This window comes from Pseudonocardia sp. EV170527-09 (assembly GCF_008369905.1).
Classification (GTDB): Bacteria; Actinomycetota; Actinomycetes; order Mycobacteriales; family Pseudonocardiaceae; genus Pseudonocardia.
Genome location: NZ_VRMC01000102.1, coordinates 1 through 19,640, shown reverse-complemented (window position 1 = coordinate 19,640; position 19,640 = coordinate 1). Strand labels below are relative to the sequence as shown.

Sequence of the window (19,640 nt, the reverse complement as noted above, 5' to 3'; positions counted from 1 at the left end):
AGCGCGGCCCGGCACCGGTGGCGCGCGATGGGCTGCTGGAGGAGCAGATGCGCGACTACCAGCAGGCCGCCGACCTCGCGGGCACGCTGCACGAGCTCCCGAGCTGCCTGCGCTCGGCGGTGGTGCACGTCCTGACCGCGGCCCGGGTCGAGCTGTCCAACGGCCGCCCCCTACCGATCGAGGTCCGCCGCGCAGTCACCCACCTCCAGCAGGCACTGACCGAGATCCACGACCCTCCCCGCCAACACCCCACAGCGTGCGCCCGGTTCGCCGCCGGCACTACCAGCGCGTCAGCGCCCTCCTCATCCGGCTCCTGGACCGACACCACGGCCAGAGCATCGTCGTCATCGCCCACGGCGAGACCATCACCGCCGCCGCGGCCACGACCGGGACGTGGTGGGCGAGGTAGTCGGCGATACCTGTTCCTGAACCTGCCCACCAGCGCCCGCGCCGACATCGCCTTCGCCGCGCACAACGCCGCACTCACCATCTGGGAAGAGCAACCACTGTCCTGGACCCGCCACGACGCCGGGACCCGCTGGGCCCTCACCTCCCACAACGACACCGCCCACCTCACCTATCCTCCTCAACTGCGACAGGCACACACGACAGCACCAGAAGCGACGACAGAACGAGAATCTGTCAGCTAAGCTAGAGCAATGTCAGATGTCGTTGATTCCCCACACTCTACGGATGTGACCGTCAACCGGGATGGTCGGGTGTTGATCCCGAAGCAGGTCCGCCAAGAGCTAGGGCTCGATGCCGGAGCGACCCTGGTGCTCTCGGTGGAGGACGGCCGGGTGATCCTGGAGAGCCGCGACCAGCTGATCGCCCGGATCCGCCGCGAGGTCACCGACGCATGGCAAGGCGACACCGACCAGTCCGCGGCCGACGAGCTCATCTCCCAACGGCGCGCCGAAGCCGCCGCCGAGGACGCCGAATGAGCAGCAGTCGGGAGCAGTCCGGCGAGGACACCCCCGACCTGGAAGGGGTAGAGCAGCGCGCCGGCACGGGGGCGGCGGTGCTCGACGCGTCCGCGGTGCTGGCCTGGCTACGTGACGAGCCCGGAGCCAAGACGGTGGACACCTACTTGTCCGGGGACCGCCGCACCACCGCGAACGGCGTCGTGATCAGCGCAGTGAACCTGTCCGAGGTCCACCAGAAACTGGCCCAGCACGGCGTCGACGCCGACCGCACCCTCCGCCAGCTACTCGCACTCGGACTACAGGTCGAACCCTTCGGCACCCTCGACGCGAGCGCAGCGGCCCGGCTGTGGCCCCTGACCCGCAGCGCCGGCCTGTCCCTCGGCGACCGGGCCTGCCTGGCCCTGGCCCGGCGCCTCGACCTGCCCGCCGTCACCGCCGACACCGCCTGGACCACCCTCGACGTCGGCGTCACCGTTATACCCATCCGCTAGACCTAGACCTGCCATCGACGCGACCGTGAGGTCGGCGCGCCGCGCGACCGGCACGAGCCACCCCGGCCCGGCGAGAGCGAGGTCGCGGGTCGCCGGCAGCGTCGACGGCTCGGTGAGGACGCGATCGCGGAGCACTTCGCCGCGGGCCGTATCCACCTCGACGGGGAGCAGGTCACCGACCTGGACGCCCCGGCGCCGAGGGGCACCCGGCCGGTGCTCCACTGAGCCGTCCGCCCCAGATACCTCCCGAGACGGCCGTCGTCGTCAGCGGGTGTGTTGAGCGGTGGGTCGGCTCTCATAAATTTCCGGGCTCTGATCTCGCGCCGTGCCGACAGATGTTCCCCCTTCTCATACATTCCGCTCCCTCACGCATGTCGGGTAGGATCGACGTCGCACTAGAATGCTGTAGACCGTAGGAGACATATCGTGGCCCGCATTGAGCATATTAGACTGGTGGACGACCTCGACGGCAGCAGCGCGGATGAGACCGTCGAATTCGTGGCGGACAACGTCGCGTACGAGATCGACCTGAGTCAGGACCACGCCGCCGCGCTCCGCGATGCACTCACGCCCTACATCACCGCAGCTCGGCGCGCGCCCAGTGGCGCTGCCCGGCCGCGTCGCGCCCGGTCGTCGTCAACCTCGACGTCGACTGAACGGCGTCAGCACAGCAATGCGATCCGTTCATGGGCACGCCAGAACGGATACCCGATCGCCGAGCGGGGCCGTATCCCGGCCGAAATCGTCGAGGCATACGAGAAGAACGCCGGCTCGGGCCCCGCTCCGTCACCACGCGCCACATCGGCGACGGCCGCACCGCAGTTCCAGGAAGCCGGATGACTCCGGAACCCCGGCCCACTCTGCCTGCCCCCGCACCGTGCTCGTCGACGAGCAGCCGATTCGGGTGCTGACCGAGCCGGTACTGCTCGACGACCTCGCGTCCGGGGACTGGTTCATCGGGCCCTCCGGGGAGCTCTACGAGGTGAGCCGCCCAGCGACCGCACACCCGAACGGCTGGACCGAGACCACGAACCTGTCGATGCCGGTCCGGACCGAGCAGACGCTGCTGGCCGAGTACGGCGGCTACGAGCCCGGCACCGGTCCTCGGGACGGGTTCTTCTCCTTCCCCGGCCAGGAGGTGCTGGTCGAGCGGGTCCTGGAGTTGGCGGCAGCCCCGCAGCAGGGGCCGCTCGACGACCACGGCACGTCGGTGCTCGCAGCGCTGACCGACCGCTGGGTCGCCGATGACGCTGGCCTGCAGTCCGAGGCCGGCTCGCAGTGAGCACCGCGGCGGCGGCGCGAAGGTAGCCCCTGCACTACCGCGCCCGGGCCCGGCGCTCGCCTACGTTGCCGGACGTGCGGATCGTGACGGCCTGGCAGGCCCTGGACCAGCAGCCGCTGCAGTTCCTCGCGACATCGTGGCCGTGGCGCTCGCTGGTGTTCTTGCTGACCGGGGCGCTGCTCGGGGCCGGGCTGGCGGTGTGGTCGGGATCGGCACGTCCGGGCTCGTGCTCGGCGGACCATGGGTCGCGGCGGCGACGGCCGTGCTGCTCGTTGCCGTGGTGTGTGTGGCCGGGCAGCCCCTGGCGGCGCTGGAGCGGGCCCGGCTGCACCTGGTCGACACCGTCCCGGTGGCGACTCCCCCACGACCATCGCGCCGGCTGTGGTCGGGGTCGCGGTGGCGCGCATCGGTGACCTGGCGCGAGATCGGGTTCGTGCTCCTTGCAGGCACCGTGCTGGCGGCACTGGATGCCTGCGTCCTTGGTGTCTCCCTCGTTCTGCCGGTGCTGCTGTTCCTCTCCCCCGTCGACGACCCCACCGCGTGGCCGCTGGTCGCGCTCGGCGTGCTTCTGCTCGTTGCGACCCCGTGGACGGTCACCGCGTGGGCCGGCGCGCGCCACCCTGACCCGCACTGTGCTCGGGCCGCGCGGCGCCGAGCTGGGCCCCGGCCTCGCCGACGTCGCCACCCGCCGGCTGCTGGGGGCCTTCGCCACCGAGCGCGCCCGCCTCGAGCGGGACCTGCACGACGGCGCACAGCAGCGCCTGGTCGCGCTCGGCGTGACACTCGACCTCGCCCGCCTCGACGCCGCCGACGACTCGACCTGCGCAGCACGGCTCGACACCGCGCGCGCCGAGCTGACACTCGCGCTCGCCGAGCTTCGTGACCTGGTCCGAGGCCTCGACCCCGCCACCCTGGCCGACGGCGGACTTCCCGCAGCCATCGAGGAGCGGGCACGGCGCAGCCCTGTCCCGGTCGACGTCGACCTCTCGATCCCGGAGGACCTGCCCTCCGCCATCGCCGCGACCGCCTATCTCGTGTTCACCGAGGCCCTGGCCAACCTCATCCGGCACAGCGATGCGGCCACAGCGGCGATCCGCGGAACCCGGCACGCCGACCAGCTGGTCCTCGAAGTCCGAGACGACGGACGCGGCGGCGCCGACCCGACCGCAGGGACCGGGCTGAGCGGGCTCGCGGAGCGCGTCGCTCTCTCCGGCGGCCGGCTGCGGCTGTCCAGCCCGACCCGTGGACCGACCCTGCTACGGGTCGAGCTGCCCGTCACGTGACCCACTGGTCCGTTGGAGCGTGGATGAGCCAGGGGAGGCAATGAGCACCATCCCTATCTCTCACAGACTAGATGGTCTACCCTGTTTCGTATCAACGAATGGATGGGGTCGGATGAGGGTTGGAACTCGCCGCCGCCGTGCTCCGGTAGGTGTGGTTGCCGGCGCTGTCGCGCTCGTCGTGGCCCTGCTTCCCGCCGAAGAGTCCACGGCTGCTGTGACACGAACCGTGACGATCGGCGTCGACCGGGCCCCAATCGCCGCCGCCTCGGCTGACCAGGCAGCGATCCTGCTGGGCGGTCTCGAAGTCCCTGATCCGCTCGCTCTGGACTCCGGTGGTCGTGTCACCAGCGCGCGCCAATGGGAGCAGCAGCGCCGCCCCGAGCTGCTCAAGGCCTTCCAGGAGAACGTCTACGGCACTTCGCTGCTCGCACCGACGAAGACGACGTACTCCGAGGACAGCGGCGGGAGCGGCGGAGGATCGACCAAGAAGGTCACGATCATGGTGACCGGGCCCGAGGGGAAGGCGAGCTTCACGCTGCGGCTGTTCACCCCGTCGTCGGGCAAGCCGAGGGGGACGTTCCTGCTGATCGACCACCGGGGTTCGGTGGGAGACGACCCGGGTTCGGGGGGCTACGCCCCGGTCTCGACGATCACCGGCGGGGGCTACGCTCTCGCCGCGCTCAACGCCGAGGAAGTCGCCCCCGACGACGCGGGCTCCTACCGCACCGGTGTGATCAACGCGTTCTACCCCGCAGGACAGGATCTCCCGGCCGACGCGGGCCGGACGATCAGCGCGTGGGCGTGGGGCGCCAGCCGGGCGATGGACTACCTGCAGACCGACGCCGCCACCAGCACAGGCATCGACCCGAGCAAGGTCGCGGTGATCGGCCATTCGCGTGGTGGGAAGGCCGCGTTGTGGGCCGGGGCCCAGGACCCGCGGTTCCCGGTGGTCATCTCCAACAACTCCGGATCCACCGGCGCGAAGCTCGCCCGCCGCGATTCGGCCGGTGAGTCGATCGCGGCGATCAACGCCCAGTTCCCGCACTGGTTCCCAGAGACCTACAAGCGTTTCGCCGGCAACGCCGACGCCCTGCCGGTCGATCAGAACGAGCTGCTCGCGCTGATCGCGCCGGGTCGGGCCGTGGTCGCCTCGGCCGCTGACGACGGCAACGCCGACCCCCAGGGCGAGTTCCTGTCCTACCTCGGTGCTGCCCCGGTCTACGAGCTCTACGGCCTGGGGGAGACCGGCCTGCCGTCCGCGAGCTGGCCGCCGGCCACGGGGAAGGGCTTCCGCGGCCCGGGGATGAGCTACCACCTGCGATCCGGGGGACACGGCCTTGAAGACGCCGACTGGCAGATCTACCTCGGCAGCGACCTGTTCGCGCGTTGATCGGCTGCGCGCATCGCAGCCGCAGCGGAGGCCGACGGGGGACCGTCGAGTCCCCGGACAACATCGTCGCCGCCCCGTTCGGCGGACTGATCGTGTCCACCGACGGAGAGACGGCGACAACCACCTCGCCGGCGTCGCCGCCCGCCCCATCACCCGCAGTGAGATGGGCTCAGAGGTCACCGGCTCCACCTTCTTTCCCGCCGGGCGGGCGCTGTTCGCCGGGGTTCAGCAGCCCGGGCACCCTGTTTGCAATTACTGGACCGTGGTGAGGCTAATGAGGAATCGGATCTGGTGGACTCTGCGTTGCGTTCCTCTGGGGACCGCCGTTCCTCGCCCCCCTGGCTTGTATGGCAGGGCGTGCGGTTCTCCAGCATCCCATCCCCGACAGAAGAACCCGTCGCAGCGGCCCGCGATCCTGATCGATGGTCAGCCTGCGGCCTGTACGATCAGATGTCGGGACCGTACACGCTGCGGAGCATCGACCGCGCTCCGTCCTCTCATAGGAGGGCTTGCCCCACAGCGCATGTGAGACAGCTCGTCATCGGGCGTCGAGCGCTTTTCACATGTAAGGAACACGGCCTTGCTTGCTGCATCATGAGATCTTCACGTCGCTCACGTGGATCGCTACGGTATCAATAACACGATCGCGAGCACCTAGGAGTGCAGGCGTCTTCTGAGCTCCCATCCCCACGGTCTCGTCGTTGCCATCGTCCCCTATACGGATAGCAGGTCAGATGAGCACTCAATACTTCGACACGGTCGTCATCGGAGCAGGTCACAACGCGCTAGTTTGCGCTGCTTATCTAGCCAGATCTGGACAGAAGGTTGCTATCGTCGAACGGCGATCCACCGTGGGTGGTGCATGCGTCTCAGAGGAGCTGGTGGACGGCTACCAGTTCTCGACCGCGAGCCTTGTGACGTCGCTCTTCCAGCAGTCGATCATTGAGGATCTCGATCTCGCAAGCCATGGGCTATCAATTTTACCCCGCGCCCCCTCGGTCACATCGCTGCTACCCGACGGATCACATCTAATGCTGGGTCGAGATCTGGTTTCAGATGCTGCGGAGATCGCAAAGTTCTCACGTCGCGACGCCAGGCGATACGCCGAGTACGGCGATACGATGCACCGACTGTGGGGTGAGGTGAAGTCGCTGTTCACAGGTCCTTCGCGGGAACCCGTGGCATCGAACCCGGAGCAGCTCCGAAGTATCCTGCATCGCGCCGTCAACATGCCGGACTCTGATCTACGGAATCTGTTCTCGGTAATGTTCGATAGCGCCCGTAACCATCTCGACTCCTGGTTCGAGTCAGAGGCGGTAAAAGCTCCGCTCGCTATCGATGGCATCACGGGAGTCGCCGCAGGGCCCTCCGCGCCGGGTACAGCCTATCTGATGCTATATCACCAGGCCGGGTCAACCGAGCAAGGAAGGCCAGCATGGGGGCATGTCCGTGGGGGAATGGGCGGGCTCACGACAGCATTGCGACACTCGGCCGAGTCTTGTGGAGCGACCGTCCTAACCGGGGCCCTGGTTACCGAGATCGTGGTCGACGACGGGAAGGCGGCCGGGATCCGCCTCGAGGATGGCACGATCGTCCGCGCTCACAGTGTGGTCTCTGGAGCCGACCCCCGGCGTACAGTCTCTCTCCTGACGGATGAATCGGGACTGCCGTCCGCATACCGGCACGCAGTCGCCCAGCTCGACTTCCGCGGCATCGCAGCGAAGCTTCATCTGGCACTCGATCGCCTCCCGCCCATCAGAGGGTTCTCGCAGGAAGAGGCGATAGCAGAGCCTTATCGTGGAACTCTCCTGATCGCACCGACCCTTGACTACCTTGACGCCGCTTACGAGGACGCTCGGGCTGGACGGCCATCGAGCAGTCCCCACATCGAGTGCACGACACCCACGGTCCTGGACCCGAGCCTCGCGCCGCCCGGCAAGCACCTGATGAGCATGTACATCCAGTACACGCCCTACGACCTTGCCGAGGGAAGCTGGAGCGATACGGGGCCGGACTTCGCGGATACGGTGCTGAAGGTCGTCGAGGACCACCTTCCCGGACTCACCGCCTCTGTCACCGATCGCGTCTTCCTCGCTCCTCCGGACTTGGAGCGCTCACTTGGGCTAACCGGCGGAAACCTGTACCACTCGACCATGTCTCCGGCAGATCTATTCTTCTCTCGGCCCGTTCATGGATATGCGGACTACACAACACCAATTCGAAACCTCTATCTCTGCGGTTCCGGAACCCGCCCCGGAGGTGGGGTATTTGGCGTGCCCGGCCGCAATGCAGCGAAGCTCCTCATCGATTCGTCGTCAGCATGATCTCCTGCGTGCGAGAGAGGACATGGAGTGAACAAGAGCCACAGTTCGGAACTCGACCACGGCCTGATCGAGCCGATCTCGGTTCCAACGAATCACAGAATCCCCGACCCATGGACCGGGACGGCGACACCTGGCGAATACGACCGCTACTTCCGGCTCGCTCGAGACGATATGGATCTCGCAGAGTGGACGAGAAGCTGCCTCGATCTCAACGCGCGCATCACCGACGACCTCGAATTCACCAGCCTTGACGAGAACGACAAGCGGGCAATACTGATCGGCCTCGTCACAGTGCAGAGCATTACAATGAGCCGGTGGCTCACGACGCTTTCGAGACAGCCGATACCGAGTGAAAGAGAGCACGCATGACGAGGCCGACACTCACCGATCGGCAACGTCGAGCTATCCAGCACTGGAAACTCGGCCACCACGCGTTTCATCTGTACCTCCTAGCAATGAACACTGATCTCCCACAAGCTCAAGAGCACTTGAGAAGTCGACGGTGGAACGATCTAGTGACCACCTTTCGCCGGCTCACGGTGCTGTATGACGCAGCCACGGCGAGCATGAAGTATGCGGCGGATTTCGACCCCAGAGAATACGAGACGTTGATCCGGCCATCTATGTCGCCGCCGTTCTTGAGTCCCGGCTTCTCCGGAGAACAGAACGACGACCACGCGGTGATGCTCGACCTTATGCGGCAGACACGCGTAGCAGTCAAGGACGTGCTGCGGCGCCCAGGACAGGAGCCCGTTCCGCAGGAGGTCCGCGACGCGGCACAGCACCTGTGGGCCGCACAGTCCCGGAACCGTCGCCATCATATGCTCGTCTGCGAAAAGTTCGTCCCAGATGGCGGATCGCTACTAAAGGACTATTTCGCATCGAACTCGCCGAAAGAAGGCGGGTCAGGGTCAGATCCCGAGCAACCCGAAGGAGCTTCATGATTACTGTAATCGAGAGGTGGCACCTCCGGCCCGAGGTTGCCGACCGCGGGCTGGAAATAATGCAGGAGATGGACGACCTCGTCGGTCCGCCCGCGCATGCTGACCCCGGTTGGTCTGGCCACGCGCAATTCTTCCGAAGCCACGATGCCAGCAACGAGTTTCTCATGATCTATCCCTGGCGCAGCATCGAGGATCATCTGCAGCTGCGGGAGAGCGAGGAGCCGCTATTGGCCAACTTCTACGGGGAGTACTGTTCCGCGAGCCGCGAGATCTCGTACTATGATGAGCTCGCCGTCGAGGTCGATCACGATGATCATGGCCACTGATCCGGAGGACCCGCGGGCTCGGCCGATCGCCCTCGTGACTGGAGCTGGCAAAGGGATCGGCCGCGCCATCGCGGAGCGGTTGGCCAGAGACGGAGCGGAGACTGTCATCAACTTCGCTCGAGATGAGGAGGCCGCGGCCGGCACGGTAGCTGCGCTCCGCGCCGAGGGCTGTCGAGCGATGGCGATACAGGCTGACGTTACCGACACCGCTGAGGTCGACGACCTCTTCACACGCATCTCCACTGAGTTCGGTGCCGCTCCGTCCATCGTCGTGAACAACGTTGGCGAGTTCAGCCTGAGCGCGGTCCGCGACACCAGCGACGACCGGTGGCGGCGGCTGATCGACAGCAACCTCAACTCTGCGTTCTTCGTCTCCCGTCGGGCGCTGCCCGGCATGCGCCAGGCCGGCCAGGGAAGAATCGTCTTCATCGGACTATCTCCGGCTCTTGAGGTCCGTGGTGCACCGAACATCCCTGCCTACGCCGTCGCGAAGACCGGTGTCACTGTGCTGACACGTTGCTTAGCTGCAGAAGAAGCACCGTTCGGAATCACCGTGAACTGCGTGGCGCCCGGGCTGATCGACAACGGTTTCCTGCCGCCCGAGCAAGCGGAGTGGATGAAGGCCCGTGTCCCCGCTGGGCGTCTAGGTACGCCGGAGGAAGTTGCGGATGCGGTCGCTTACGTGATCTCCGAGCGGGCCGGATACGTCTCCGGCGCAACGCTGAGTGTGTCCGGCGGCTGGGAGTGGGACAACCGGCCGGTGTCTCACGACCAGGCCGTCCAGGACCTTTTCGAGGACGACGCGGCCCATGTCTGAGCAACGCACCTTCCACGACTGGACGCCCGATGAGTACGAGAGGAATGGCCGCCTCGCGCTCGCCGAGATCCGGACGTTGATCGCTGGTGTACGTTCCCGTCCAGTGTCGTCCGACGCTAGCGCCGACGAAGTGCGGGATGTCTTGTCACGTGAGATCCCCGTCGACGGGGAACCGTTCGAGTTGGTCTTGCAGGACACGATGGAGTCTGTCGTTCCGCAGCTCACGCACTGGCATCATCCGTCGTTCCACGGCTACTTCAGCAACTCGTCGTCAGGTCCCGGGGTCGTTGCAGACCTGGTCACCTCGGCCCTGAACGTCAACAGCATGCTGTGGTCGTCGAGCCCAGCTGCCTCCGCGGTGGAGGAGATCGTGCTTGAGTGGATAGCGGCGATGGTCGGCTATCCACTCGACGCTGAGGGGGTGCTGGTGAACGGCGCCTCTCTCGGTACGCTCTATGCCTTGGCTGCAGCACGGGAAGCCCTCGACGACCTCAGCATCCGCACGCAAGGTATGGCGGGTCGTACCGACCTACCAGCGCTGAGGATCTACACAACGGCTCAGACTCACAGCTCGATCGAGAAGGCGGCCGTCACCCTTGGCATCGGGCTGGACAACGTCGTGCGGGTCGCACACGACGAGTCTCTCGCCATGATGCCTGAGGCGCTCGACGAGGCGCTGCGCACCGACCAGCGGGCAGGCCGTCGTCCGCTGGCGGTCGTTGCGACGGATGGCACCACACCCACCGCGATCTCGGACCCTGTCCCGGCGGTCGCCGATGTCTGCAGGCAGCACGGGGTATGGCTGCACGTAGACGCCGCATACGGCGGATTGTGGCGGTTGGTGCCGCGGCTACAGGATTCGCTGCCCTCGCTCGCTGCGGCCGATTCACTGGTCGTCAACCCGCATAAGACCCTGTTCGTCCCTATGGAATGCGGTGTCTTGCTGTGCCGCCGCCGAGATGCCCTCGCCCGGGCGTTCCGGGTTGTCCCGGACTACCTAGCCACCGACGCCGGCGATGGATCGGTCGACTACATGGACCGGTCCCTCCAGCTGGGCCGATCGTTCCGCGCCCTGAAGCTGTGGTGGGTCATCCGGTGCTTCGGCCGCACTGGTCTCGTGGCCGGCCTGAGCCAGCTCGATCAGATCGCCACCCGCCTGCGCGCCGCCGTGGACGCCCACCCGGATTGGACACGAACCAGCTCCTCCCCCCTGCCGCTCGTTTGCCTCCGCTACACCCCCGAAGCCGGCATCGGGCTCGAATCGCCGACGCGGGAAGCCCACCGCGCAGTTCTTGACGAACTTAACCTGCGGATCCTGCGGGATGCGAACCGTTCGGGGTCAACCTATCTGTCGAAGACAACGTTGGACGATGGCGTCAGCCTCCGCGTGTCGATCGGCAATATCCAGACGGAGGATTCGGACATCGACAAGCTCTGGGGCCTGCTAAATTCCTACGCCGAGAAGGCGGCATCCGAACGTTCAGGCCCACTAGAGTGACGTGTTAGCTAGCACCAAAGAATCGAAGAAGGGATCGAACTTGCCCTCGCGCAGATTTGTCGTGGACGAGTCCATTTTCGACAGCTTCCCCGGAATGCAGATCGTGGTCGCCACCGTTACCGAGATGAAGAACTCGGGCAACAACGACGCTAGTCGAGAGCGGCTCGAGTCAGCATGGACGGCGGCACACAAGCTGTCCGACGAGTACCCCAACTCGCAAAGTGTTCCTCGGATAGGACTGTGGCGTACAGCTCTACGCGATGCCGGTATCAATCCCAAGAAGTACCCGGTGTCGATCGAGGCGATGGTGCGGCGAGCCTTCAAAACCTCCGCCCCTCTCGTGATCAATCCACTGACTGACCTGATCCACAGCGTGTCACTCGACCACCTGGTGCCCGTTGGTGGTTTCGATCTGGGTCGACTCCGGGGCGACTTTCGCCTTGCCCGCACACGGGGTGAAGAGACCTTCCGCGAGCTGGGTACAGAGGGCGACGCGATCCAGGTCGAGGCGGGCGAGATCGCCTATCTCGACGATGAGGGCGTCCAGACCCGGCAGTTCGTGTGGCGCCAGGCCGGAGCTTCACTGATCGTCGAGGACACCACGGATGCGGTCATCGTGGCTGAGGTCCTGGCTGAGGTCGGTTCGGATGTGGCTGAGCAGGTCTCCGACGACCTGAAGGATCGCATCGAAACCGTGCTGGAACGTCCGGTCGACACCGCCGTGCTGGACGGACGGAAGTTGTCGTGCGAGCTCCCCGCCCAGTAGCGGAACCGGCTACCGTCGGAGATCAGACGGAGCCCATTCTGATGATCCCCGGGCCTTGCGCACTGCACCCTAACGACCGGGGGAGACTCGCCGAGCAGACCCGGGCGCACTACGGTGAGGACTGGTCCGCCTTCTATTCGGGATTCCTCGACAAGGTGGGCGCTCTGCTCGACGCACACAGCGCCTACCTTCTGCCGGGGAGCGGCTCTGCGGGGCTCGAGGCAGCGATCCGGAACCAGTTCGCGCCGGGGCAAACGGTCGTGGTCCCGGACACGGGTTTCTTCGGTGCCCGGCTCGCTGAGATCGCTACCGCCCTCGGCCTGCGGGTGCGGGTCGTCGAACAATCTCTCGGACAACCCGTAGACGTCGACCAGTTGGACCAGCACTTGTCCGGGGCAGATGGTCTCGCTTGTGTACACGTCGAATCGACCACCGGAATCCGGCACCCTATCCGGGAGATGGCTCAGCGTGCACGGGCCCGCGGCCTGGTTGTGGTCGTGGATGGCGTGGCCTCGGCCGGCAGCGAAGTTGTGCAGCTGCGGGCGGCCGGGATCGACGCGTTCGTCAGTGCATCGCAGAAGGGTCTCGGCGGCCCACCCGGGCTGGCTGTGGTCGCCTTCGACGACCTCGGAGCTGAGCGTGCCGCACGCGCACATCCCCGGTCGTGGTACTTCGACCTGGGGCGGTGGGCGCGATCCAGGGCCGAGGACATCTGGGAACCTCACCCTGTGACGATGCCGACGGCGGTGGTCCGTGCCCTGGCTGAGTCCGTCGGCCGTATCACGGCCACCGGGATCGAAAGTTGGGTCGACGGTCGGCGTCGACTCGCCGCGCAGCTTCGTGGCGGACTGAGTGGCCTCGGTTTCGAGACGTTCGCGCCCGAGAACGCCGCCGCCAACATGATCACCGTAGTGGCCGGTTCCGGCGCCAGGGAGCTCGTCGCTCGCGCGGCGCGCGGGGGCATTATGGTGGCCGGTGGGCTCGAACCACTGTCTTCCGCCGCCCGGATCGGGTTGGTCGGAGCCACGGCTAATTCTGAGCATGTGACGGCGTTACTCGATACGCTATCTGCCAGTCGGTAGCCCAGTCGTGCAGGATCCTCTATGGCCGCGGGGAGGGGACTGGCGACCACGGCTTGGGTGAGGACAACACGAGCGACGTCGCCGGTTTCCCGAGTTCGTTGAGCTGGTCGATGAGTGGTTCCAGTGAGCCGAGGTCTTCAGCGACTACCCGGAGGAAGTGGTCCTCGCCTCCGGTGACCCGATGGTCCTCGATGATCGTTGGCTCGTTCCGCGCCAACCGGACCACGTTCAGGGACTGAGCACGGCCTGACGTTGTCACGACGATGAACGCCTGGGTGGGGAAGCCGACCGCCGTTGGGTCGACACGGGCACTGTATCCGGTGATCACGCCGAGCCTCTCCAGCCGCCGCACTCGAGCTGCCACGGCCGGCGGGCTCATCTCGATGATGCGTCCCAGCTCGCGGAACCCACGGCGCGCGTCGTCCTGTAGAAGCATCAGCAGCCGACGGTCGACGTCATCCAGGTCGCTCATGTGAAGCATGATGCCTCAAAGCGCGATCAGTTGACAGGTGTTTTCCGGTAGCAGCGTCACAGGAGCTATGTCACCAGTCGAACAGTTGCACGTATGCTAACTCAGGATGAATGCTCGAACCTGGCTACTCTTCGGCGGCGTCTCCGTACTGTGGGGCGTCCCGTACCTGTTCATTGAAATCGCGCTCCGCGAGGGCGTGGGCCCGATAACGATCGCCACGGGTCGGGTCGTTGTCGCTGCGGCCGCACTGCTTCCGGTGGCGCTATCCGGCAATTCTTTCCAGTTGATCCGACTTCGATTCTGGCGCCTTGCCGCACTGGCCGTAGTCGAGGTAGTTATCCCGTTCAGCATGATCTCTCTCGGTGGGTTGACGATCTCTTCGGGACTGTCAGGGATCATCATCGCAACAGAGCCAATCTTCGTTCTTCTCATCATTACGGTGATGAGCCGGAGGGCCCCCACGAGCGCGGCTGTAGTGCTCGGAGTGGCAGTAGGATTCGGCGGAGTGGTTGTGCTACTCGGCGTCGATGGCTCCGGCCCAGGCGCCGCTCTCCTGCTCGTCGCCTCGGCGTCGTACGCACTCGGTGCGGTGCTGGTCGGACGCTGGTTCTCCGACGTCCCACCACTGCGGGTCGTCTCGTCCATGCTTCTTCTCGCAGCTCCGGTCCTAATAGTAATCGCCGTCAGTGTCGAATCTGTCCCGGCGACGACCTGGACCGGTTTCGGTGCCGTCGCTGCGCTCGGCCTCGCGTGTACCGCCGGAGGCTTCTGGACGTTCTTCACTCTGATCGCTCATGCTGACGCCACCCGAGCAGCCCTCATCACCTACGTCGCCCCGATCGTCGCGGTGGCGGCCGGCGCAGTGCTGCTCGACGAGCAGATCGGCGCCCGCATTCTCATCGGGATCGCCTTGATCTTCGTCGGCGCTGCTCTTGCCACTCGCCGGACCGAGCAGGCGGCATCGACCGGTGCCGTCGTCGAACCGGAACCGAACAGATGAGGAGGTGAGCCACATGAGGATCAAGCCGAAGAAGAAGGTCATCGTCGCGGTCGCCGTGCATCTCTGATGCAGGTCGTGGCTTCCGGGACGGGCTCAGCTCGCCCCGGAAGCCCGGCTCCTGAGCTTGATCTATCGACCCATGAGGGAGGAACACATGGCCCCCCACCTGCCAAGCTTCCCGGTCCTCGCTGGCCCCCCACCCCGGATCAGAGACGACCGGATTGAGCTGATCCTCGGCGATACCGAATTCACTGTCGAGCACCCCGACCCCGCTCGCCTCATGGCACTGCTTGGAGCTCTCGACGGCACACGTGACGTCGAACAGCTCCGCTCCTCCGGTGGCTTCAGCGGCGACGAAGTGACTGAAATCCTGAGCCAGCTCGATGCCTCTGGGTTCCTCGACGACAACATCAACCCCGCTGCCCGTCCGGCAATCGATGTCTTGCTCGAGATCGAAGACGAGTTGAACCGTGGTTTCGCCGATCAGGTCGAGACAACGACCTTCTGGCGGGAGCTCACCGAACGCCCGAAACTCGTGCCAGTGAACGTCTATTACGGAATGGCCATCGAGAACTGGCATTTCCTGTATCGGGAGCACCTATTCGACTCCGCCGTTCTGTCCTTCCCTGGGGACCACCATGTCCGGGCGATGTTGAACGACTTCTATATCGAGGAACACCGGCACGACGACATCGTTCTGAAGGCATTCATGCCGCTGGGGATCACACCAGAGGACATGCGATCTAGTCGCCCTCTGCCCTCCACCACGGCGCTCGTCAACAGTCTCGCATGGTGGGCAAGAACTGATCCTGTCTTCTTCCTCGCGACGATCAGCGTGCTCGAGGGTGGGCCCGCCCAGGGTAGGGAGGGGTCCGACAGCTTCCTGGATGCCTGTACCGAGGCCGGGCTCGATGAGGATTTCGTCGGCCCACTGCGTGAACACGCCCGGATCAACGCCAGCCACGGGCACGGAAGCGTCAGCCGTGAGTTGTTCGACGTGCTACCGGCCGTCACAGTTGCAACGGAAGCTCGGATGCGCGGGCAGTGCTCGCTGTTCAACGAGCTGTACCGCAACTTCTACAACGAAATTTGGAGGTACTGGTCGGTACCCGAGCGGCCCCTACTACGGACGGTCAAGCACGACGCCGGAAAGGTGACGAAATGACGGCCTCGCTTCCACGACGTCCGGTCTTCCGCCCGGGCGTTGCGCTTCATATGGAGCCGCGTGAGGTTGACCTGACCTACCGCGGCGGAGGTTGCCTGATCGAGCTCGACGAAGCCACCGCCGACCAGGCGCGCGACCTTCTGTCCGCTCTGCGCCTTGGTGGCTCGACCCGCGAAGAGCTTAAGTCGCAGTACCGCGACATCGAGGTCGAATCCATCCTCGGCCAGCTAGATGCTCAGGGGCTACTCACCGACGCCCCCGGCGCAGCGCCGAGCGGGTTCACCGGCGGACAGGCCTACCGGCGGGCACGACGCCGCTACCTGACCACCATGGCCGCGGCAGGCGAGTTCTATCCGCGCCAACTGTCCGAACGCCTGTTCCAAGGAACCGCTACCCAGGCTGAACTCATCGGATATGCGATCGAGTACTACCACGTTGTGGCCCACTGCCCGCGAGTCCTAGCGCCCGCGCTGGCACAAGCCGACGACCACAAGAGCATGATGTTGCTCCGAGAATTCTACCAATCCGAAATGAACCATGACCGGATGCTCATCCGGTCGCTGTCCACACTCGGCATCGATCCAGTGAAATCAGCCCTGCTGCCATTGCCATCGACTTTCGCCATGATGTCGTCCCTGGGTGCCCTAGCGGCAACGTTTCCACTCGGACTAAAGGCGGTCCTGTTCGTCCTCGAGGAACCGCAACCAGAATTCAACGAATCGTTCGTCAAGAACTGTAAGCGCTTAGACCTTCCCGATGCCTTTATCGCCCCGATCGCGCAGCACTCCGATGTGAATGAGGGTGAGTCCCACGACGACATCAGCGCAGACCTCTTCGATCGAATCGACTACGTGAGCCCTGAGGAGATGCAAGAGATCGAGAAGGCGGTCTCCGACATGGCCGAGCAGCTCGCCGCCGCAGGACAAGAGATGACGGACTGGTACGGAGCCGAGCGGCGTCTACGGCTTCGTACGCCGTGACCCACGATACTGGGAGGGCCCACCAAGCAACCTACCGGAACTTGCTAGGCGTCGGGGAGTTTCGCAGTATCGGGGCAGCTCACGCCGCCTCCATGCTCGGTGATGCCGTCGGTGGCGTAGCGGTCACGGTCCTTGTGTTCGAGCAGACGTCCTCGCCGCTGCTGGCCGCCGTCGGGTTCAGCCTGATCTTCCTTCCTCACCTCTTCGGAGGTGTGGTGGTGCCGGGACTGATGAATCGGTTCCGACCGCGCCCGTTGGCAGTGTTCTGCAACGGCATCAGTGCCGTCTTGGTGGGCCTTCTCATTATCCCGGGGCTGCCCGCTTGGCTGATCCTTAGCGTGATGTTCCTGGTCGGCACGTTGGCACCGGTCATTGTCGGGATCCGCTCCGCGGTGCTACCCGACTTGCTCGGCGACGGTCCGTTGTTCGTGCTCGGCCGCGGCGTGATCCGCCTGATCTCGCAGTCGTCGCTGGTTGTCGGCTACCTCCTCGGAGGCGCGTTGCTCTTGTTCTTGCAACCCCGGGGGGCGCTCTTGGCAAACGCAGTCTCGTTCGCGGCCGCGGCGCTGCTACTGCAGTTCGGGACAAGGGATCGCGGCTGGGACGGCGCGACGTCGCATGCAGAGGAGGACAGCTCTGGATCGCTCCACGAGGTGTGGCGGCATCCCGCGACACGGCGGCTGCTACTGATCGGTTGGCTCACACCATCGTTCGCGATCGCCTCGGAAGCGTTGGCTGCGCCCTATGTCGTTGGGCTCGGTCGCCCCGAGCGAGACCTTGCGCTGCTCCTATCGGCGAGTGCCGGAGGCATGGTGGTGTCCGACCTTGTCGCCACCCGGCTCGTCCCGACCTCGCTACAACGCCGGCTCGTGTTGCCAGGAGCCGTACTGCTCTGTGCACCGTTGGCCTTCTTCGTTTTCACGCCCCCACTTCCCGTCGCGATGACTCTGATGTTCGTGTCCGGCCTCGGTCTGGCCTACAACGCGGGACTTGACTCGCTTCTCGCGGACCGCACACCACCCCGGTTGCTGCGTCGCACACTGGCTTACCAATACGTCTTCCTCCTTGGGGTCCAGGGCGTTGCAGCCGTGGCCTGGGGCGGACTGGGGGAGGTAGTCCTGCCGTCCACAGTGATCGCCAGTGCCGGGTGCGTCGGAGTCGTGGTGGTGGTCGCGCTCACACTCGGCGTCCACAGGCCATCGCTTCAGAACTCTCTGTCGAAGGAGAACAGCGGTTGAGGAGGACCACACCGGACGGCTACGAACTCGATGACGACCCGGCACGCCTCGATCTTGTCGCAATCTGCGGTTACCTTCTGACCGAAGCCTATTGGCACCGTTGGCGCAGCCCAGACCACGTGGCCGAGCAGATCCGCAATTCCTGGCGATGCGTCGGGCTCTACACCCCAACAGGTGCTCAAGTCGGCTTCGCTCGAGCAGTGTCGGACGGTGTCGCGTTCGGCTACTTGGCCGATGTCTACGTGCTCGCCGATCACCGGGGGCGTGGCCTGGGCATCGCGCTCGCGTCCGAGCTCGTCGATGACCCCGCGGCGGCACAGATGAGATGGCTGCTGCATACGAGGGACATGCACGGGCTTTACCGAAAGATAGGTTTCGGACCGGCGCCCGAGTCGCTTATGGAGCGACCGGCTCATAACGGGACCAGACTGGGCACCGGTGAGGGGTAGGAGCACAACGACAAACGCGCTGTGCCCGAATTGGCTATGCGTTATCGGGAGATGCCCGATGTGGTCTTGCTGGCGAGGTGGTGCGGTCAGGAGACCACAGACGGCGTGAGGTGGGCTGCGTCGTTGTTGGGAGGTGAGGGCCTATCGGGTTCCGGCGAGTCCAGGACAGTGGTTGCTGTTTCCAGGTGGTGAGTGCGGCGTTGTGCGCGGCGAAGGCGAGGTCGGCGCGGGCGCTGGTGGGCAGATTCAGGAACAGGTGCCGGTCACCCAGCTCCGACGCCTGGATCCGCGCTACCGCCGGCTCGGACAGCTCCTCTGCCGAAGGCCCGTCACCCATCACGCTCGCCGGCCTTCCATCGCTGGCTCGCGTCCCGCATCCCCGACAGCGGGTCCTCGCGTCGTCGCCATTCCGCAGCTTGGTGCTGGGCCATCCGACGTCGACGCTGCCGGCGAAGCGCCGCGAGGTAGGCCCGCCCTTCATCGGTCGGCCAGCCGTCTGCATCGACGAGCCCGTACCGGCGCAGCCACCGCAGCGCGGTCCGCAGCTGCGACTCGGGGCCCTGCCCGCCCTCGACGAGGCGGTGCAACGTCACGCGCTGGAGCGGCGTCAGGTCCACACCCCGGATCCTCGCTCAGCAAGTACCCGCACTGCCACCGAACACGACTACCTCATTGCGATTTCCGCGCTCCGGCCCACCAACAGGAGAGGCGCCCCTTGATGCCTTCCCGGGCTAGGGCCGATCGAAGGGGAACAGCGCGGTCTGTTCCGGAACTCCGGCCCCCGGCGGGCCGGTGCGTACCGCGCACTTCCGACATGTCACGGGATCGCTGGTGGCCAGGAGATCGCCCGCGGCGGCGAAGCCGGACCAGCCCTGGTGGCAGGCGGGCACCGGAAGGGACAGATCGCCGAGCCAGGTCCGGAACGCGACGGCATGCACGACCCGGGACCGCCCAATGCGCAGCTGATGGTCGGTGAACCGCTCGACCTGTGCGCGGGCGAAGTCCTCAGGATCGACCCGACGGGGGAACAGCTCCAGAGCGATGGTCACCGCGCTCCTCCTCCCACCGGCATCCCGGACTCACCTCGAAGCCTGACACAGGGGACCGACAGCGACCGAACTACCGCCCCGTGTCAACGGCGGGTTGGGAGTAACCCCGTAACGACGGATTGGGACTGACCCCCTTGTCGGGTGTTCAGTCGTTGCTG

General features: G+C 65.7%; 23 protein-coding genes and 1 pseudogene. 21 read left to right on the top strand and 3 right to left on the bottom strand.

What is annotated here, in order from left to right:
- The 16 genes and pseudogenes from FVA95_RS33195 to FVA95_RS23980 all read left to right on the top strand — a co-directional run.
- The coding region (locus FVA95_RS33195; RefSeq protein WP_240051700.1) for a hypothetical protein at nucleotides 1–650 on the top strand (650 nt) is incomplete at its 5' end.
- Nucleotides 651–695: 45 nt separating this feature from the next.
- Nucleotides 696–944, top strand: coding sequence for an AbrB/MazE/SpoVT family DNA-binding domain-containing protein (locus FVA95_RS24045; RefSeq protein ID WP_149666174.1), 249 nt, complete (start codon nucleotides 696–698; stop codon nucleotides 942–944).
- Nucleotides 941–1,417 (top strand): type II toxin-antitoxin system VapC family toxin, encoded by a 477-nt coding sequence (locus tag FVA95_RS24040; RefSeq protein WP_149666173.1) that lies wholly within the window; start codon nucleotides 941–943, stop codon nucleotides 1,415–1,417. The genes FVA95_RS24045 and FVA95_RS24040 overlap by 4 nt, the downstream gene beginning before the upstream one ends.
- A 426-nt stretch (nucleotides 1,418–1,843) precedes the next feature.
- On the top strand, nucleotides 1,844–2,257 hold the full coding sequence (locus FVA95_RS24035; protein ID WP_149666172.1) for an Lsr2 family protein: 414 nt from the start codon (nucleotides 1,844–1,846) through the stop codon (nucleotides 2,255–2,257).
- A 37-nt stretch (nucleotides 2,258–2,294) separates the two neighbouring features.
- Nucleotides 2,295–2,699, top strand: a complete 405-nt coding sequence (locus FVA95_RS24030) for a hypothetical protein (RefSeq protein WP_149666171.1) — start codon at nucleotides 2,295–2,297, stop codon at nucleotides 2,697–2,699.
- A pseudogene (locus tag FVA95_RS34015) lies at nucleotides 2,662–3,255 on the top strand (sensor domain-containing protein); the annotation flags it as partial. The gene FVA95_RS24030 and the pseudogene FVA95_RS34015, both read left to right, overlap by 38 nt.
- A 76-nt stretch (nucleotides 3,256–3,331) precedes the next feature.
- Nucleotides 3,332–3,982, top strand: coding sequence for a sensor histidine kinase (locus FVA95_RS33190; protein ID WP_240051699.1), 651 nt, complete (start codon nucleotides 3,332–3,334; stop codon nucleotides 3,980–3,982).
- Nucleotides 3,983–4,208: 226 nt separating this feature from the next.
- Complete coding sequence (locus FVA95_RS24020; protein ID WP_240051698.1) at nucleotides 4,209–5,372, top strand: acetylxylan esterase; 1,164 nt, start codon at nucleotides 4,209–4,211, stop codon at nucleotides 5,370–5,372.
- A 734-nt stretch (nucleotides 5,373–6,106) separates the two neighbouring features.
- A complete protein-coding gene (locus FVA95_RS24015) occupies nucleotides 6,107–7,696 on the top strand; it encodes an NAD(P)/FAD-dependent oxidoreductase (RefSeq protein ID WP_149666170.1) in 1,590 nt (529 codons plus the stop codon).
- Nucleotides 7,697–7,723: 27 nt separating this feature from the next.
- Nucleotides 7,724–8,065 carry a hypothetical protein gene (locus tag FVA95_RS24010; RefSeq protein WP_149666169.1) on the top strand — a complete coding sequence of 114 codons (342 nt, stop codon included), beginning with the start codon at nucleotides 7,724–7,726 and terminating at the stop codon, nucleotides 8,063–8,065.
- Nucleotides 8,066–8,211: 146 nt separating this feature from the next.
- Nucleotides 8,212–8,640 carry a hypothetical protein gene (locus tag FVA95_RS24005; RefSeq protein ID WP_149666168.1) on the top strand — a complete coding sequence of 143 codons (429 nt, stop codon included), beginning with the start codon at nucleotides 8,212–8,214 and terminating at the stop codon, nucleotides 8,638–8,640.
- Nucleotides 8,641–8,708: 68 nt separating this feature from the next.
- Nucleotides 8,709–8,966, top strand: coding sequence for a hypothetical protein (locus FVA95_RS24000; RefSeq protein WP_205015968.1), 258 nt, complete (start codon nucleotides 8,709–8,711; stop codon nucleotides 8,964–8,966).
- Nucleotides 8,950–9,783: an SDR family NAD(P)-dependent oxidoreductase gene (locus tag FVA95_RS23995; RefSeq protein ID WP_161992413.1), complete on the top strand. Its 834-nt coding sequence runs from the start codon at nucleotides 8,950–8,952 to the stop codon at nucleotides 9,781–9,783. The genes FVA95_RS24000 and FVA95_RS23995 overlap by 17 nt, the downstream gene beginning before the upstream one ends.
- Nucleotides 9,776–11,281: a pyridoxal-dependent decarboxylase gene (locus tag FVA95_RS23990; RefSeq protein WP_149666166.1), complete on the top strand. Its 1,506-nt coding sequence runs from the start codon at nucleotides 9,776–9,778 to the stop codon at nucleotides 11,279–11,281. The genes FVA95_RS23995 and FVA95_RS23990 overlap by 8 nt, the downstream gene beginning before the upstream one ends.
- Before the next feature lie 61 nt (nucleotides 11,282–11,342).
- Nucleotides 11,343–12,047, top strand: a complete 705-nt coding sequence (locus tag FVA95_RS23985) for a B3/4 domain-containing protein (protein ID WP_149666165.1) — start codon at nucleotides 11,343–11,345, stop codon at nucleotides 12,045–12,047.
- A 41-nt stretch (nucleotides 12,048–12,088) separates the two neighbouring features.
- Nucleotides 12,089–13,129 carry an alanine--glyoxylate aminotransferase family protein gene (locus FVA95_RS23980; RefSeq protein WP_149666164.1) on the top strand — a complete coding sequence of 347 codons (1,041 nt, stop codon included), beginning with the start codon at nucleotides 12,089–12,091 and terminating at the stop codon, nucleotides 13,127–13,129.
- 19 nt (nucleotides 13,130–13,148) lie between these two features.
- Here the strand turns inward: FVA95_RS23980 and FVA95_RS23975 are convergent, their stop codons facing one another.
- Nucleotides 13,149–13,601, bottom strand: a complete 453-nt coding sequence (locus FVA95_RS23975) for an Lrp/AsnC family transcriptional regulator (protein ID WP_161992412.1) — start codon at nucleotides 13,599–13,601, stop codon at nucleotides 13,149–13,151.
- 106 nt (nucleotides 13,602–13,707) lie between these two features.
- On the opposite strand from FVA95_RS23975, the gene FVA95_RS23970 reads away from it, so the two are divergent.
- From FVA95_RS23970 to FVA95_RS23950, 5 genes are all read left to right on the top strand, one after another.
- Nucleotides 13,708–14,601, top strand: a complete 894-nt coding sequence (locus FVA95_RS23970) for a DMT family transporter (RefSeq protein ID WP_149666162.1) — start codon at nucleotides 13,708–13,710, stop codon at nucleotides 14,599–14,601.
- Between the two features lie 154 nt (nucleotides 14,602–14,755).
- Nucleotides 14,756–15,766, top strand: coding sequence for an iron-containing redox enzyme family protein (locus FVA95_RS23965; RefSeq protein ID WP_161992411.1), 1,011 nt, complete (start codon nucleotides 14,756–14,758; stop codon nucleotides 15,764–15,766).
- Nucleotides 15,763–16,746 (top strand): iron-containing redox enzyme family protein, encoded by a 984-nt coding sequence (locus FVA95_RS23960; RefSeq protein WP_149666160.1) that lies wholly within the window; start codon nucleotides 15,763–15,765, stop codon nucleotides 16,744–16,746. Before FVA95_RS23965 ends, FVA95_RS23960 begins: the two co-directional genes overlap by 4 nt.
- Nucleotides 16,747–16,838: 92 nt before the next feature.
- Entirely contained in the window at nucleotides 16,839–17,984 is a 1,146-nt protein-coding gene (locus FVA95_RS23955) for an MFS transporter (protein WP_149666159.1), read from the top strand.
- Nucleotides 17,981–18,433 carry a GNAT family N-acetyltransferase gene (locus FVA95_RS23950; protein ID WP_149666158.1) on the top strand — a complete coding sequence of 151 codons (453 nt, stop codon included), beginning with the start codon at nucleotides 17,981–17,983 and terminating at the stop codon, nucleotides 18,431–18,433. Before FVA95_RS23955 ends, FVA95_RS23950 begins: the two co-directional genes overlap by 4 nt.
- A 329-nt stretch (nucleotides 18,434–18,762) precedes the next feature.
- Here the strand turns inward: FVA95_RS23950 and FVA95_RS23945 are convergent, their stop codons facing one another.
- Complete coding sequence (locus tag FVA95_RS23945; protein ID WP_149666157.1) at nucleotides 18,763–19,050, bottom strand: hypothetical protein; 288 nt, start codon at nucleotides 19,048–19,050, stop codon at nucleotides 18,763–18,765.
- A gap of 114 nt (nucleotides 19,051–19,164) precedes the next feature.
- Nucleotides 19,165–19,482 (bottom strand): hypothetical protein, encoded by a 318-nt coding sequence (locus FVA95_RS23940; protein ID WP_149666156.1) that lies wholly within the window; start codon nucleotides 19,480–19,482, stop codon nucleotides 19,165–19,167.
- Nucleotides 19,483–19,640: the final 158 nt, after the last annotated feature.

What these genes read in the sequence shown, in the direction of transcription:
- FVA95_RS24000 (WP_205015968.1), top strand. Translation starts at nt 8,709, where the DNA reads ATGGACGACCTCGTCGGTCCGCCCGCGCATGCTGACCCCGGTTGGTCT.
- FVA95_RS24015 (WP_149666170.1), top strand. Translation starts at nt 6,107, where the DNA reads ATGAGCACTCAATACTTCGACACGGTCGTCATCGGAGCAGGTCACAAC.
- FVA95_RS23990 (WP_149666166.1), top strand. Translation starts at nt 9,776, where the DNA reads ATGTCTGAGCAACGCACCTTCCACGACTGGACGCCCGATGAGTACGAG.
- FVA95_RS23970 (WP_149666162.1), top strand. Translation starts at nt 13,708, where the DNA reads ATGAATGCTCGAACCTGGCTACTCTTCGGCGGCGTCTCCGTACTGTGG.
- FVA95_RS23960 (WP_149666160.1), top strand. Translation starts at nt 15,763, where the DNA reads ATGACGGCCTCGCTTCCACGACGTCCGGTCTTCCGCCCGGGCGTTGCG.
- FVA95_RS24040 (WP_149666173.1), top strand. Translation starts at nt 941, where the DNA reads ATGAGCAGCAGTCGGGAGCAGTCCGGCGAGGACACCCCCGACCTGGAA.
- FVA95_RS23975 (WP_161992412.1), bottom strand. Translation starts at nt 13,601, where the DNA reads ATGAGCGACCTGGATGACGTCGACCGTCGGCTGCTGATGCTTCTACAG.
- FVA95_RS23965 (WP_161992411.1), top strand. Translation starts at nt 14,756, where the DNA reads ATGGCCCCCCACCTGCCAAGCTTCCCGGTCCTCGCTGGCCCCCCACCC.
- FVA95_RS23980 (WP_149666164.1), top strand. Translation starts at nt 12,089, where the DNA reads ATGATCCCCGGGCCTTGCGCACTGCACCCTAACGACCGGGGGAGACTC.
- FVA95_RS23995 (WP_161992413.1), top strand. Translation starts at nt 8,950, where the DNA reads ATGATCATGGCCACTGATCCGGAGGACCCGCGGGCTCGGCCGATCGCC.
- FVA95_RS23955 (WP_149666159.1), top strand. Translation starts at nt 16,839, where the DNA reads ATGCTCGGTGATGCCGTCGGTGGCGTAGCGGTCACGGTCCTTGTGTTC.